This window comes from Thalassobellus citreus (assembly GCF_044385915.1).
Lineage (GTDB): Bacteria > Bacteroidota > Bacteroidia > Flavobacteriales > Flavobacteriaceae > Thalassobellus > Thalassobellus citreus.
The window spans coordinates 32,122-47,342 of the sequence record NZ_JBISCC010000121.1 but is presented as its reverse complement, the minus strand read 5'-3'; the positions used below and the strand labels follow the sequence as shown (position 1 = coordinate 47,342).

Here is a 15,221-nt window from a genome sequence, read left to right as displayed (position 1 = left end):
ACAATATAAATATTTAATTTTGCAAGAACTAACCAAGGACAAAAAGCTTTCATTAAACATGCTTAAACATTAAAAATATGTTTTTGTTTTTCCTTAAAAAGCAATGACTCTTAGGTAGTTTGTCTTAAATTTTAATAGCAATAAGATTATTATAATACATGAAGGATTTATTTGAAAAGATTTATAAAGATAAAGGGCCATTAGGAAAATGGGCGTCTCAAGCTGAAGGGTATTTTGTGTTTCCAAAGTTAGAAGGAGAAATTTCTAATAGAATGAAATTTCAAGGAAAAGATGTAATCACTTGGAGTATTAATGATTATTTAGGTTTAGCAAATCATCCTGAAGTACGTAAAGTTGATGCAGAGGCAGCAGCAGATTATGGATCTGCTTATCCTATGGGAGCAAGAATGATGTCTGGTCATACAGATTTACATGAAAAGCTTCAAGATGAATTAGCTTCTTTTGTGAGTAAAGAAGCTGCGTATCTTTTAAATTTTGGATACCAAGGTATGGTGTCTACTATTGATGCTTTGGTAGCTAAAGATGATATTATTGTGTATGATGTTGATGCACATGCATGTATTATTGATGGAGTGCGTTTGCATATGGGTAAACGTTTTACTTATAAGCACAATGATGTTCAAAGTTTAGAAAAAAACTTAGAAAGAGCTACTAAAATGGCTGAACAAACAGGAGGAGGTATTTTAGTTATTTCTGAAGGTGTGTTTGGCATGCGAGGAGAGCAAGGACGTTTAAAAGAAATCGTTGAGCTTAAGAAAAAATTTAATTTCAGATTATTTGTTGATGACGCGCATGGTTTCGGAACATTAGGAGCTACAGGAGCAGGTACAGGTGAAGAGCAAGGCGTTCAAGATGATATTGATGTGTATTTTGCAACTTTTGCAAAATCTATGGCTGGTACAGGTGCTTTTATTGCTGCAGACCAAGAAATAATTGATTACTTAAAATATAATTTACGTTCTCAAATGTTTGCAAAATCACTGCAAATGCAATTAGTTGTTGGTGCTTTAAAGCGTTTAGATATGCTTAGAACAATGCCAGAACTTAAAAATAAACTTTGGGAAAATGTTAATGCATTACAATCTGGTTTAAAAGAGCGTGGTTTTGATATTGGAACAACTCAAAGTTGTGTAACTCCTGTATACTTAAAAGGAAGTATTCCTGAAGCTATGGCTTTAGTTAGAGATTTACGTGAAAACTACGGAATATTCTGTTCTATAGTGGTTTATCCTGTGATACCTAAAGGATTAATTTTACTAAGATTAATTCCTACAGCAACACATACATTAGAAGATGTAGCTGAAACTTTAGCAGCTTTTGAAGCTATTAGAGATAGATTAGAAAATGGAACTTACAAGCGTTTATCTGCAGCTGTAATGGCGGCAATGGGTGAGTAGTTATAAGTTATTTTATAAAAACTAAAAATCCGACTCTTTATAGAGTCGGATTTTTTTTATGCAATATCTTTTCTGAATGTTTTTCTTCGTTTGTAAACAACTGGATCAAAATGTTTCCAAATTTGATGAATAGCATGATTGTCTTCTAGTTCAGGTGTTCTAAAACAGGTTTCTATGCTTTTTTCTTTAAATGTTTCGTAATATTCATTAAAAATAACAGCATGTACACCTTTGTTTTGGTAATCTGGGTGAATACCAATTAGGTAAAAAATTACATCTTTACTGTTTTTCTTTGCGCTTAGAATGTGTCTGAAACCAAAAGGAAAAAGTTTACCGTTTATTTTTTTCAATGCTTTAGAAAAAGCTGGCATTACAATAGCAAAACCTACCATTTTATCATCTTTGTCAACTACAAATTTGATGTATTCTGGGTTGACAAAGCTTATAAATTTCTTTTTAAAATATGCTTTCTGTATATCGTTTATAGCTACAAATGAAGATAAAGAGGCATAACTTTCGTTAAATAAATCGAACATTTTGTCAACATAAGGCATAACTTCTTCTGTTTTTGTAAGTTTCAATGCTTTAAGCTGATAGCGTCTTTTTATTAGTTCTTGAGCTTTATAAAAGAATTCTGGTTTTACATTTTTAAAAGGAAATTTACTTTCAGAATAAGATTTTTCAATTTGAAAACCAGCAGCTTCGTAATGTTTTACATAGTAGGAGTAATTATACCAAGTAACCATAGGGGGAATGCTTTCAAACCCTTCGGTCATAACTCCAACTTTATCTAAGTTAGAAAAACCAACTGGTCCTTCCATGTATTCAAGGTTTTTGTCTTTTCCAATTTCAGCAACCTTATTTAATAGCGTTTTAGAGACTTCAAGGTCATCAATAAAATCAAACCATCCAAAACGCATTTTTTTTAGATTTTGACCATTAATTTCTAGCCAATTTGTAATAGCTGCAATTCTACCTACAATTTCATTGTCTTTATAAGCAAGAAATAATCTAGCTTCAGCGTCATTAAAAACAGGGTTTTCTTTTTTGTCGAAGGTTTTTATTTCCTGACTAATAATAGGAGGAACCCAATATTCTGAATCTTTATATAGTTTGAAAGGGAATTTGACAAATGCCTTTAAGTCTTTTTTTGTAAGTACTTCTTTTAGTATAATCATATTAAGTTTATGAATTTTGACTTTTAATTGTTGCCAAAATCGGTATCATCTCGTTTTTGTTTTTTTATAATTTCTCCACTACCGCTATTTTTTTTACTCTTTTTCTTGTTTTTATTGCTATTATTGCGGTTAGATCTTCTTTTGCCTTCGGCTTCAGCAGACGTTCCATTGTCAATTTCTTTGTCTTTATGAAAGTCTAATCTATATGACATTCCGAAATTTACACCTAAAACAGAAGGTGTATCTTTAGTGTTAAATGTTAAAGCGGTGTCTAATTGGAAATCTTTCCCCCATAAATAAGCGCCTCCAAATCTAAAAAGGTTATCTGCATAAAAATCGCTTTTAATCCCTTGTGTTTCGCCAAAAATAACCCATTTAGGATTGAAAGAATGGGTTAGTGTTAAAATGTATTGAAAATCAGATTGATCTGTACCTATTCTATCTTTTATTAAATTCATAACAAACACCCATCCGCCTGCGAAATTGTTTTGTGTTGCAATCATTATTTTTGGGCTAAAACCATCAATGCCTGTAGCGGTATATGGATTGTTTTTAGTGTCAAAATTAGCGCCTGCATAAACTGATATTGCGGGAATTAACTCATTCCATTTAAATCTATGGTTTGCTTTCCAGCTATATAAATTTGGCTTGTCGTTTTCTGAGTTTTTATAAGGATCGTAAATTAAGTATTTAGCGCCAATGCTTAAAAATTTAAAATTTGCTCGTTTGTCTTCGGTTAACAAATTTTGATTAAATGTTTTTTTGTCATTTTGGAAAGTGCCTTCGATATTTAATTCTAATTCTTCCCACAATAAACCATAACGAGCAGCAAAATCTAATCCAACTCCAGATACTTCATATGGTATTGCAGGAGTTCTTTTTTCTTTTATCATATATGGACCTACTTCAAGTTGAGCAACATTGGTTCCAACAGAAAAAGCGCTTCTTGAAACACCTGGTCTATTAGAATTTATAACGTCTGTATACTGACTGAAAACCTGTGTTGTAATTAAGCTAAGTAATATGAGCAGGGTAGATTTAATTGGGGTCATATTTAAAAATTTAGATGTATCTATAAATAGATCGATTTTGTGTTTTTATTAGTAGGGTTCTTAATGGGTTCTCAAATATAGATATTTTATACTTTTTTTATCATTTTTCAATGTTTTTTAAACGTATAGAATTGTATTTTTGTTTTAAAATTAAAATAAAAGTTTTATTTATGGGTTTATTAAGGACCATACTTATAATTGTAGTAATCTATTATCTTATAAAGGTGTTTTCACGAATTTTTGCACCTTTTATGTTAAAATATGCTGCAAAAAAAGCAGAAGAGCGTTTTGGGGGGCAATTTAATAATCAGCGTCAGCAGCAAGAAACATCTAAAAAAGAAGGGGAGATTACTATTGATAAAATGCCAAACATCAAAACTTCTAATAAGGATGTTGGTGATTATGTAGATTTTGAAGAGGTAGAATAGGAGTGTGTTATGTTTTAGCGAAAGCGGAAAACATCTTATTTTAATTTATTATTTCAATTTATATAATTCTTAAAAAAATATTCATAATTTCACATTCGTTGTTTTTAAAACATTTCCATGCAATTTTCAATAAAAAGAATACTTCCGCATATCCTAATTCTTATAGGGTTTGTTGTTTTGTCATTAGCCTATTTTAATCCTGTTTTACAAGGAAAACAATTGTTTCAAAGCGATATCATGCAATATATAGGCATGAGCAAGCAGCAAAAAGATTTTAAAGCAAAAACGGGTGAAGAGACTTATTGGACAAATGGTGCTTTTGCAGGTATGCCAACCTATCAATTAGGGGCAAAATATCCTCATAATTATATAAAAAAGCTTGATTTAGCATTACGTTTTTTACCAAGACCAGCAGATTATTTGTTTTTATATCTAATCGGGTTTTATGTTTTGTTGTTGGTTTTAAAAGTAGACTTTAAACTCGCTGCTTTGGGAGCTATAGCGTTTGGGTTTTCAACATATCTCATTATTATTCTAGGAGTTGGACATAATAGTAAAGCGCATGCTATTGCGTATATGCCATTGGTTTTAGGTGGTATACTGCTAACATTTCAAAAACAATATATTAAAGGTTTTTTGTTAACAGTAGTTGCTATGGGATTAGAGTTAGTGGCTAATCATTTTCAAATGACCTACTACTTATTGCTATTGGTTGTTGTTTTAGGAATTGTTTATTTAATTGATGCTTATAAAAAGAAGTTGCTACCACATTATTTTAAATCGGTTGGTATTTTGGTTACTGCTGTTGTATTGTCGATAGCTTTAAATGCTACAAATATTTTAGCGACTCAAGAATATGTAAAAGAGAGTACGCGTGGTAAAAGTGAGCTTACTATTAATCCTGATGGTTCACCAAAAGAGATTACTTCTGGTTTAGATAAAGATTATATTACTCAGTTTAGCTACGGAATTACAGAAACATTTAATTTGTTTATTCCACGTTTTATGGGAGGTGGTAACGGAGAAGATGTTGGTAAAGATTCGGCAACTTATGATGCTTTTAGAAAACTAGGAGCAACTACTACGCAGGCTGCAGAACAAGCTAAACACGCGCCTATGTATTGGGGAGATCAACCAATTGTAGAAGCGCCTGCTTATGTTGGAGCTGTTATTTTATTCTTATTTGTATTTGCTTTGTTTTTAGTAAAAGGGCGCTTAAAATGGTGGCTTGTTGGTGGTACTTTAATGTCACTATTATTATCTTACGGAAAGAATTTAGGGTTTTTAACCGATTTCTTTATTGATTATGTGCCACTTTATAACAAATTCAGAGCGGTAAGTTCTATTCAAGTTATTTTAGAATTATGTATTCCTGCTTTAGCTATTTTCGGACTTGTTAGATTGTTTAATGATTTTGAAAAGAAAGAAGAAAAACTAAAAGCTTTAAAATATACCCTAGGAATAACAGGAGGTCTTGCTATTGCTTTTCTGTTGTTTAAGTCTTCGTTATTTGATTTTGTAGGTGTTAATGATGGTTATTATCGTCAAAGTTATGGACAATCATTTGTTGATGCTTTGGTTAAAGATAGAAAATCACTTTATACTAGTGATACTCTAAGAACATTAATTTTAGTTTTGCTTTCTGCGGGAGCTGTTTTTATGTTTCTAAAAGAGAAGTTGAAAGAACAGTGGGTTATCGTTGCTTTCGCGATTCTTTTATTATTCGATTTAGTTGGTGTTGATAGACGTTATGTTAATAATGGTGATTTTGTGTCAGCAATTCAAGTGAATAAACCATTTCAAGCTAGTGAAGCTGATAAAGAAATTTTAAAAGACACAACCTATTATAGGGTTTACGATTTAGTTTCAGGGCGTTCAAAACCATCATACTTTCATAATTCGCTAAATGGTTATAATGCGGCTGAATTAAAGCGTTATCGTGAAGTTTTTGATTGGCATATTTCAAGAAATAATATAAATGTGTTAAATATGTTTAATACTAAATATGTTGTAGCTCAAGACAAAGAAGGAACTGTATTTAATTATAATAATGATTCTGCTAATGGTGCAGCTTGGTTTGTGAAAGAGTTGAAGCAAGTAGAGTCTGCTAATGAAGAGATTACGCGGTTAGATAGTTTAGATAATAAAAACATTGCTATTTATACAAAAGCGAAGATTGATATAGATAGGTCGCTTCCTAATAGATATACTGTAGATTCTTTAGCGTCAATTAAAATAGTGAAGCATCAACCTAACTATTTAAAATATCAATCAAATAATTCAAACGATGGTTTTGCTGTGTTTTCTGAAGTGTATTATGGTAATGGCTGGAAAACTTTTATAGATGGGAAAGAAACTACGCATATACGTGTAAATTACACATTACGTGGTATGTCGATTCCAAAAGGAAAGCATACTATTGAGTTTAGGTTTGATCCCGATGTTGTTAAAACAGGGAGCTCTATAGCGTTGGCAAGTTCGTTGTTATTTGGCTTGTTGTTACTAGGAGGCTTGTTTTACGAGTTTAAAAATAGAGAAATTAAACCTCGTGATTGAAACTTGAATTAAAAGGGCTTCTGTTTTGCAGGAATAAAAGATGGATAAAAAAAAAGCACTCATTATAACGTATTATTGGCCACCTGCGGGAGGTCCAGGAGTGCAGCGTTGGTTGAAATTTGTAAAATATCTACCAGAATTTAATATTCAACCTATCGTTTATGTTCCAGAAAATCCTAATTATCCTATTGTTGATAATAGTTTGCTTGAAGAAGTTTTAAAGGATGCTATTATTTTAAAACAACCTATTAAAGAGCCTTATAAATTAGCTGGTGTGTTTTCAAAAAAAGCATCAAAAACTATAAGTAAAGGTATTATTCCAGAGCAAAAGAAGCAAAGTGTTATTGAAAAGTTAATGCTTTATATTCGTGGTAATTATTTTATTCCAGATGCTAGAAAAAGTTGGGTAAAACCTTCTGTTTCTTTTCTTTCAGAATATATTTCAAAAGAGAATATAGAAACCATTATTACTACAGGACCGCCACATAGTTTACATTTAATAGGTTTGCAGTTAAAAGAAAGGTTGGGAGTGAAGTGGATTGCAGATTTTAGAGACCCGTGGACAACTATAGGCTATCATAAACAACTTAAACTTACCGAGTCTTCAAAAGAAAAACATAGAGCATTAGAAGCTCAAGTTTTAAATACTGCCAATCAAATTGTGGTGACGAGTTCGGTAACAAAAATGGAATTTCAGCAAATAACAAATAAACCAATTGATGTTATTACCAATGGTTATGATTATGAAAAAGTAGAAAATGTTACGCTAGATTCTAAATTTTCAATAGCACATATTGGATCGCTTTTATCAAAAAGAAATCCAGAATTTTTGTGGAAAGTACTATCGGAATTAGTAAACGAGCATGCTGAGTTTGCTGCTAATTTTCAGCTTACTTTTGTAGGTTCTGTTAGTGAAAATGTGCTTAATTCTATTGAAAAACATGGTTTAAGTAGTTATATAGATAATGTAGGTTATGTTTCGCATATAGAGTCAATTAAATATCAGAAAAAAACTCAATTATTATTATTGATTGAAATAGATTCAGAAGATACAAAGTGTATTATTCCAGGTAAGTTGTTTGAGTATATTGTTTCAGGTAGACCTATTTTAGCAATGGGACCCAAAGACTCTGATGTTGAAAAAATTATTAAAGAAACCAATACCGGAAACTACTTTAATTATGATGATTATGAATCGTTAAAAAAAATTATCTTAGAGCATTATAAAGCTTTTCAAAATAAAACATTGCAGTCGCATCCAATAGGTTTGCAGAAATATCATAGAAAGGCGTTAACAGAATCTTTATCTAAGTTAATATAAAATGGGTGTTGTAGTTACTCAATCTTTTAAAAACGTTATATCAACCTATTTAGGGTTTGGAATAGGTGCTATAAATACCTTGTTTTTATACATTAATTTTCTTGGTGATGATTATTATGGTATGGTTAGCTTTATGCTTTCTTTAGCCTATGTATTAATGCCGTTAATGGCATTTGGCGTAAATAATACCTTAGTCAAGTTTTATACGTCATTTAAAACACGCGTATCGTTAAATAGTTTTTTAACGCTTATGTTGTTTTTGCCATTGTTTATAATAATTCCTTTAAGTCTTATTAGTTACGTAGGATATCAAACTATTGGAGATTATTTATCTACAGAAAATGCTATTATAAAAGATTATTTATGGCACACCATTGTTATAGCTATAGCTTTGGCGTATTTTGAAGTGTTTTTTGCATGGGCAAAAGTGCAAATGCTAACTGTGTTTGGTAACTTTATGAAAGAAGTATTTCATAGAGTAGGAGCTATGGTATTGTTGTTTATGTTGCATTTTGAAGTTTTAAATGTAGAACAATTCATGATTGGTTTGGTGTGTGTCTATATTTTGCGCATGTTAATCATGAAAATATATGCATTCAGTATAAAATTTCCTGTTATTACGTTTAAGAAGATTAATAATCTAAGCAGTATTTTAAAATATTCTTTTTTAATAATCATTGCGGGTTCTATAGCTACTATTCTTTTAGATGTCGATAAAGTGATGTTAGGGAAATATATTCCAATAAAGCATGTGGCATATTATAGTGTTGCTATTTTTGTTTCGGCAGTTATAGCGGTGCCTCAACGCTCTATGCATCAAATATTAATGCCGTTAACAGCAAAGTACTTAAACGAGAATGATTTAGGTGCTTTAGATGATTTGTATAAGCGTAGCTCGTTAAATTTGTTTATAGTTGGTGGTTTTATTTTTTTATTGATTATTTTAAATATCAACCAATTGTATCTTTTTATTTCTGAAGATTATAGCTCGGGCTTACTTGTAGTATTATTAATTAGTCTTGCTAAACTCTATGATTCTCTGCTTGGTAGTAATAATGCTATTTTGTTTAATAGTGATTATTATAGAGTGGTGTTGATTTTAGGTGTTGTTTTGGTGGTATTGATGGTGAGCCTCAATATGATTTTTATTCCGTTATACGGTATCAATGGTGCAGCAATAGCAACTTTTATTGCTATATTCACGTATAATTCTATTAAGTTATTCTTCGTTTATAAATTCTTTAAAATTCTTCCGTTTACAGTAAATACGCTAAGAATAACAATGTTGATACTAGTATGTGCTGTGTTGTTTTATTTTTGGGAGTTTCCGTTTCACCCTATTGTAAATATTGGTTTAAAAACGTTGCTAATAACGATTGTTTATGTGTTTGTAATATTCAGATTTAATTTTTCTGAAGATATTTCGGCACTTATAAAGAGAGTATTGAAATTTAAATAATATTCTTAAAAACAGAAAACCCCTCGGTGTTGCTTTGAGGCGAACTTACCGAAGGGCTTTCTTAACTAACCAACCAAAGTTATTATGATCGTCTGCGTGTTGTTGTCGATCTTGTATTGTTTCTAGAATTACTACTTCTGCTTTGTGTTGCTTTAGGTCTACTTTGTGTAGATCTTGTTACAGTACGTTGTGTTGTTCTTGGTTTGTTTTGTACTGTTCTAGTAGCTACACGTTGTGTGTTTCTAGTATTATTGTTATTACTCTTATTATATGTACGCGTATTAGAGCTTTTTGGTTTTTGAGTAATCGTATTATTTCTAGTTCGCGTTACCGTTCTTGTACTAGTACTATTTGTATTAGGTCTTGTTGTTCTATTAACCGTTTCTCTAGTTCTTTTAGTAATTACTTGTGTGTTTTTTCTAGAAGGTGTTGTTGTGTTTATTCTTCTGTTAACTGTTCTATTAGCGGTATTGTTGCTTTTTCTAGTACTATTGTTTGCTGTAGAATTATTATAACGTCTTGTAGTTTCTCTGTTACTATTTGTTTGCGTTTTATTATTTCTACTCGTATTGTTGTGTGCAACGGTTCGTCTAGAATTAGCATTTCTATTTATTTTAGTTACATTTCTGTTGCTTCTATTTACTGTAGCGTATTTTCTGTTTCTGTATATAGTGTTTCCGCGTCTTGTAGCTACAGATGTTCTAGGTCTGTAGTTGTTATAAAACGGTCTGTTGTAAGTGTAACGTACAGGTGTGTAATACTGTCTGTAAGGTCTATTGTAAACTACACAGTGGTTGTAAGATGGTACACTGTAATACCTGTGCCATGGTCTGTAAACATAACCTCTATTAAAAATATTAATGAATCCAGAACAGTGAGTAAAAGCATTGTATCTATTATAATGTACATATAACCCGCCAACACGATTTATATAACCATAGCTGTTGTAGTTTATATTTACATTACCAACTTGATCTACACGTCCGTAATAGTCATAGTAAATAGGTGTGTTTTCTATTTGAATAATGGCACCAAACTCATCGTACTGTACATAAGCATTATAATCATGCCCAGAATTAAAACTGATATTTACGTTTGGAGAACCAATTGAAACGTTGAAACGAGAATTGCCTCTTAAAATATTAAAATCGAATTGACCATCACGAAAAACCGAGAACTCAATACCATCTTCTACAAAAATGAAAGAGTTACCATAACCTCTATTGTAAATAGTTGATGTGTTTTCTGAGGTGTTAGCTGCTGCGGTAACAGTAAATCCTGTAAAGAATATAGCTGTTATTATAAATAGTATCTTTTTCATAATTGAATGTTTTAAATGTTCTACAGTTTGTTAATTACAAACAGCGTGCCAAAAAAAGAACACAAGGATTAAGTTGTTGAAAATCAGCAAACATAAAGTTGGTAAGTTTTTGAAATTTGAAATAGACTTGTTTGTGTTTGTGAGAAAAATTGTCAAACTTCGTTTGTTCGTGCTGAACTTGTTTCAGTAGTATTAGATATAAAACATTAAAGTGATTTTGTATTAAGTCATTATATTCAGTGCTTTATAAAAAAAATATAAATCTGACCTTAATTTTAAATAGCGTACTTTTAAGTGAAAATCAAAAACTATTATTATGAAAACAAAATTTTTAGGATTATGTTTATTAGTACTCATGTTTTCTTGTAAAGAAGACAAAACAAATAAAGCAATGGTTGATCGCGAAGTCAAGCAATATACTATTGAACAATTTATGGATAACGAAGCAGTACGCGGAGGAAGTTTTTCGTCAGATAACAGTAGTTTGCTCGTTTCTAGTAATCGCTCTGGAATCTATAACGTCTACACTATTCCTACGAAAGGAGGTGAAATGACTACAATAACAGAATCTGATAGCACATCTGTTACAGCACAATCTTATTTTCCAAATGACAATCGAATGATTTTAAATGCCGATGGGAATGGCGATGAAATTGATCATCTTTTTGTTAGAGAACTTGACGGAACCATAAAAGATATCACTCCTGAAAAAGGTGCTAAAGCTTATTTCTATGGATGGTCTGAAGATGATAAGTACTTATACTTTGGATCCAATAAAAGAAACCCAAGTTATTTTGATACTTACAAAATGTCGATCGATGATTATACTTCGGAAATGATATATCAAGATGATACTGGACTCAGTTTTTCAGGGATGTCAAATGACGAGAATTATTTTGCTTTAAGTAAATCGTTAAACACTAATGATAGTGATCTGTTTCTTTACAATGTCACTACAAAAGAAACGACTAAAATTAATAAAAATCAGAGTAGTAATTCTGCAGAAGATTTTTCTAAAGACAATACAATATTTTATTACACTACCGATGATGGTTCGGAATTTGCTTATCTGATGTCTTATAATTTAGAGACTCAAGAGAAGAAAAAGGTATTGGAGAAATCGTGGGATATTTCAGGTGCTGGTTTTACATCGAAAGGAACGTATTTGTTAATTTATGTTAATGATGATGGTAAAAATGCCATTGATGTTTTAAATACTGAAACCATGAAAACTATTGATTTACCTGATTTTGGCGATAAAAGTATTACGAGTGTAAGATTTAGTGATGATGAAAAATGGATGCGTATGTATGTTGGGGGATCCAATTTGCCTTCTGATTTATACACGTATAATTTAGAAACCAAAGAACAACACAAACTCACAGATGTACTTAATGATGAGATTAATGCTGACGATTTAGTCAAGGCTAAAGTAGTGCGCTATAAATCATTTGACGGCACAGTTATACCAGCAATTTATTACCTACCTAAGCAAGCGTCTGCAGAAAACAAAGTCCCTGCAATGGTTTGGGTTCATGGTGGTCCTGGAGGACAAACACGTCAAGGGTTTCGTTCTTTAATTCAGTATATGGTTAATCATGGTTATGCGGTTTTAGCAGTCAATAATCGTGGGAGCAGTGGTTATGGAAAGACATTCTATCAAATGGATGATTTAAACCATGGAGAAAAAGATTTACAAGATTGTGTAGAAGGTAAAAATTGGCTAGCAACGCAATCTGAAATTGATGCCGAAAAAATAGGCATCATAGGTGGTTCTTATGGTGGTTATATGACTATGGCAGCCTTAACCTATACACCTGAAGAATTTGATGTAGGTGTAAATCTATTTGGTGTAACCAATTGGATACGTACCTTAAAAAGTATTCCACCTTATTGGGAATCTTTTAGAGAATCACTCTACCTAGAGCTTGGTGATCCTTTCTCTGCAGATTCAATTCGTTTAAAGCGTATTTCACCATTATTTCACACCGATAAAGTTACGAAGCCTTTAATTGTATTACAAGGCGCTAAAGACCCTAGAGTTCTACAAGTAGAATCGGATGAAATTGTCGCTGGTGTTAGAAAAAATGGTGTTCCAGTAGAATATGTATTGTTCGAAGATGAAGGTCATGGTTTTGTGAAAAAAGAAAACCAAATTGAATCGTATAGTAGAATTCTTAAGTTTTTAGATAAACATCTTAAAAAGGAAAATGCATCAATTGATGGTGTAATAGATAGTCCTGAAATTGAAAGTGTAAAATAATAATAATCGATTTAGTTATAATATTTCGGTGTAGATACAAGTTTAAGACGTGTATAATTTATAGATAATATAGGTTCGAGAGGCTTGGCTTGGGTGTAATCCGAAAAGTTAACGTCCATTTGTATGCTAAGTTTCATATACCAAACGTTAAACGAACAACATGTAAAAAACCTCAAAGTTTAAATGCTTTGAGGTTTTCTTCTCTCACTAAATAACTAATTCAAAAAATTATCTTTTGTTTTTCTTTTGTTTCTTCACTTTACCACTTTGTTTAAAGTAGTAATAGTTATCATCATGTTTATAATAATCATTGTTATTCCAATTGTTGTTTTGGTGTCTATTCTTTTTATTATAAGAATAGCTTGTATTGCAATCTGCGTTAAAACGGTTAACGTGCCCGCGCATATTAATAATTCCTCCCCATCGGTTGTAGTTAACGTGTAAACCACCAACTTGGATTAAAGTATTATTTCTACCACGGTTATAATTCATAAAAACGTTACCTGCACGTGTAATTTTGCCATAACGGTCGTAGTTTAAAAATACGTTTCCAATACGTCTTACTTTTCCACTTCTATCTCTTACTATATTTATTCCTTTGTTGTAATTAGAAGTATATTTAAAACGTGCATTACGGTTGTTGTACCTTGTGTTTACTTTGTTTCTTTTAGAGTTCGATTTGTAATAGCGGGTGTCATTATACTTGTTATAGTTAATGTTTGTATTAAAATCGAAACTACCATCAGGAAATATTAAAAATTCTACACCGCGCTCTACAAAGGTTATAGGTTCTGCATAGCGGTAGTGTTTTGTTTTATTTAAATTGTTTCCGTTGTTATTGGTTGTAAGTGTTTTTGCTGATGCAGTTGTTAATCCTACTAACAAACCTGCAAATAAAAGTACTGTTCTCTTCATAATCATAGGATTTATAATTTCGCCTACTCTTTAGCTTTTCGGCTTACGCTGTTGTAGTTTAGTTTTCAATTTGCGTGCCAAAAACTTAAATAGTTAATTATGAGTATTTTATAAGTGTGCGATGCTTGCTTCTTTTTTAGTATTTTTATAAAAACCAATTAATTTTATGCCAAAAATATTAGAGACTTGTAAAAATTGTGAGCAGAAATTTAAAAAGAAGTTTAAGTTTTGCCCGCATTGCGGACAAAAAGTAAATGACACCCTAACACTTGGAGTTTTGTTTTATAATACAATAAGTAATTACTTTTCGTTTGATGCGCGTTTTTTTAAGAGTTTTATTCCTTTGTTATTCAAACCAGGGTATTTAGCTTCTAAATTTATAGAAGGGAAGCGTTTGTTGTATTTACATCCAGCGCAAATGTATTTGTTTATTACGGTGGTGTTTTTCTTTTTGTTTTCTTTTATTCAACGCGATCAAGTGCAGAGTTTAGATAAGCAACTGGCAAAAAGCTTACCTAAAGCAAAGGTTTTGGATGCTATAAGTAATACAGATGTTAGAGATTCTTTACAAGCTGTTGCTTTATTTAAAGAACAGAAAGAAGATTCTATTGCTAGAAGTGAATTAAGGAAGTCTTTAAATGATAATAAGTTTTTAACAGGTATGTCTGAAGCAAAAATAGATTCATTAGTGAAAGCTGGTGATTATGAAAAGAATGGTATTGTTTCTTTCGATTTTAATCAAAAAAAACTAGACTCATTAATTGCTCTAGATGCTTCAGATGATGTGCTTTATAAAGCGATGGGATTGCGTGAAAATGCTAATTGGTTTAGTAAGCGTATGTATACTCAAGCTTTAAAGTTTTATAAATCAAGACAGGGTGGAAGTATATTACAAGTTTTTTATGATACCGTACCAATTGCGATGTTCTTTTTACTGCCAATTTTTGCTATGTTATTAAAATTGTTTTACAGAAAGCAAGGTGTTTATGCGCATCATTTAGTATTTAGTTTTTATTATTTTTCATTTTTATTTGTTGTTTTTAGTATTATAATTGGTGTCAATTTTATTCTAGACATCCCAAATTGGATTGATTTATTAATTGCAATTTCAAGCTTTGCTTATCTGCTAATAGCGTTGCAGCGTTTTTATCAACAAGGAATTTTTAAAAGCTTTATTAAAGGCGGTATTATTTCGTTTTTGTTTTTGTCTTTTGTAGCGCCTTTAACCGTTTTTATCTTGGGTGCTTTTGCTTTTTTATCTTATTAATTTTATTCATATAATAACAAAAAAGGGTGCGTAAAATACGCAC

Annotated in this window: 11 protein-coding genes; 7 read left to right on the top strand and 4 right to left on the bottom strand. The window is 31.3% G+C overall.

The annotated features are described in order from the left end of the window. The first annotated feature begins 158 nt into the window (after positions 1-158). Complete coding sequence (gene capB, locus ACH5TX_RS06345; RefSeq protein ID WP_439338691.1) at positions 159-1,418, top strand: cysteate-C-fatty acyltransferase; 1,260 nt, start codon at positions 159-161, stop codon at positions 1,416-1,418. A 56-nt stretch (positions 1,419-1,474) separates the two neighbouring features. Here capB and ACH5TX_RS06340 read toward each other — a convergent pair whose 3' ends face one another. Together ACH5TX_RS06340 and ACH5TX_RS06335 are read right to left on the bottom strand one after the other, a co-directional pair. Then, entirely contained in the window at positions 1,475-2,596 is a 1,122-nt protein-coding gene (locus ACH5TX_RS06340) for a GTP cyclohydrolase (protein WP_439338690.1), read from the bottom strand. Between the two features lie 23 nt (positions 2,597-2,619). Beyond that, entirely contained in the window at positions 2,620-3,648 is a 1,029-nt protein-coding gene (locus tag ACH5TX_RS06335; protein ID WP_439338689.1) for a transporter, read from the bottom strand. 170 nt (positions 3,649-3,818) lie between these two features. Between ACH5TX_RS06335 and ACH5TX_RS06330 the strand changes: the two genes are divergently transcribed. From ACH5TX_RS06330 to ACH5TX_RS06315, 4 genes are all read left to right on the top strand, one after another. Beyond that, on the top strand, positions 3,819-4,076 hold the full coding sequence (locus tag ACH5TX_RS06330; protein ID WP_439338688.1) for a DUF4834 family protein: 258 nt from the start codon (positions 3,819-3,821) through the stop codon (positions 4,074-4,076). A gap of 117 nt (positions 4,077-4,193) precedes the next feature. Beyond that, positions 4,194-6,632 (top strand): YfhO family protein, encoded by a 2,439-nt coding sequence (locus tag ACH5TX_RS06325; RefSeq protein WP_439338687.1) that lies wholly within the window; start codon positions 4,194-4,196, stop codon positions 6,630-6,632. Between the two features lie 40 nt (positions 6,633-6,672). Then, a complete protein-coding gene (locus ACH5TX_RS06320) occupies positions 6,673-7,953 on the top strand; it encodes a glycosyltransferase family protein (RefSeq protein ID WP_439338686.1) in 1,281 nt (426 codons plus the stop codon). Between the two features lies 1 nt (position 7,954). Further along, the gene (locus tag ACH5TX_RS06315; RefSeq protein WP_439338685.1) at positions 7,955-9,412 is read left to right on the top strand and encodes an oligosaccharide flippase family protein; all 1,458 of its coding nucleotides are present in this window, start codon (positions 7,955-7,957) and stop codon (positions 9,410-9,412) included. Between the two features lie 82 nt (positions 9,413-9,494). On the opposite strand, the gene ACH5TX_RS06310 is transcribed toward ACH5TX_RS06315, so the two are convergent. Next, positions 9,495-10,733 (bottom strand): hypothetical protein, encoded by a 1,239-nt coding sequence (locus ACH5TX_RS06310; RefSeq protein WP_439338684.1) that lies wholly within the window; start codon positions 10,731-10,733, stop codon positions 9,495-9,497. A 316-nt stretch (positions 10,734-11,049) separates the two neighbouring features. Here ACH5TX_RS06310 and ACH5TX_RS06305 point away from each other — a divergent pair, with 316 nt between their 5' ends. Beyond that, a complete protein-coding gene (locus ACH5TX_RS06305) occupies positions 11,050-12,996 on the top strand; it encodes a S9 family peptidase (RefSeq protein ID WP_439338683.1) in 1,947 nt (648 codons plus the stop codon). Positions 12,997-13,224: 228 nt separating this feature from the next. Here ACH5TX_RS06305 and ACH5TX_RS06300 read toward each other — a convergent pair whose 3' ends face one another. Then, positions 13,225-13,911, bottom strand: coding sequence for a hypothetical protein (locus tag ACH5TX_RS06300; RefSeq protein ID WP_439338682.1), 687 nt, complete (start codon positions 13,909-13,911; stop codon positions 13,225-13,227). Positions 13,912-14,077: 166 nt separating this feature from the next. Between ACH5TX_RS06300 and ACH5TX_RS06295 the strand changes: the two genes are divergently transcribed. Next, entirely contained in the window at positions 14,078-15,178 is a 1,101-nt protein-coding gene (locus ACH5TX_RS06295) for a DUF3667 domain-containing protein (protein WP_439338681.1), read from the top strand. The last annotated feature ends 43 nt before the right edge of the window (positions 15,179-15,221 follow it).

Coding starts and splice junctions, on each gene's coding strand:
- ACH5TX_RS06300 (WP_439338682.1), bottom strand. CDS start 13,911: ATGAAGAGAACAGTACTTTTATTTGCAGGTTTGTTAGTAGGATTAACA.
- ACH5TX_RS06305 (WP_439338683.1), top strand. CDS start 11,050: ATGAAAACAAAATTTTTAGGATTATGTTTATTAGTACTCATGTTTTCT.
- ACH5TX_RS06315 (WP_439338685.1), top strand. CDS start 7,955: ATGGGTGTTGTAGTTACTCAATCTTTTAAAAACGTTATATCAACCTAT.
- ACH5TX_RS06310 (WP_439338684.1), bottom strand. CDS start 10,733: ATGAAAAAGATACTATTTATAATAACAGCTATATTCTTTACAGGATTT.
- ACH5TX_RS06340 (WP_439338690.1), bottom strand. CDS start 2,596: ATGATTATACTAAAAGAAGTACTTACAAAAAAAGACTTAAAGGCATTT.
- ACH5TX_RS06295 (WP_439338681.1), top strand. CDS start 14,078: ATGCCAAAAATATTAGAGACTTGTAAAAATTGTGAGCAGAAATTTAAA.
- ACH5TX_RS06320 (WP_439338686.1), top strand. CDS start 6,673: ATGGATAAAAAAAAAGCACTCATTATAACGTATTATTGGCCACCTGCG.
- ACH5TX_RS06325 (WP_439338687.1), top strand. CDS start 4,194: ATGCAATTTTCAATAAAAAGAATACTTCCGCATATCCTAATTCTTATA.
- capB (WP_439338691.1), top strand. CDS start 159: ATGAAGGATTTATTTGAAAAGATTTATAAAGATAAAGGGCCATTAGGA.
- ACH5TX_RS06330 (WP_439338688.1), top strand. CDS start 3,819: ATGGGTTTATTAAGGACCATACTTATAATTGTAGTAATCTATTATCTT.
- ACH5TX_RS06335 (WP_439338689.1), bottom strand. CDS start 3,648: ATGACCCCAATTAAATCTACCCTGCTCATATTACTTAGCTTAATTACA.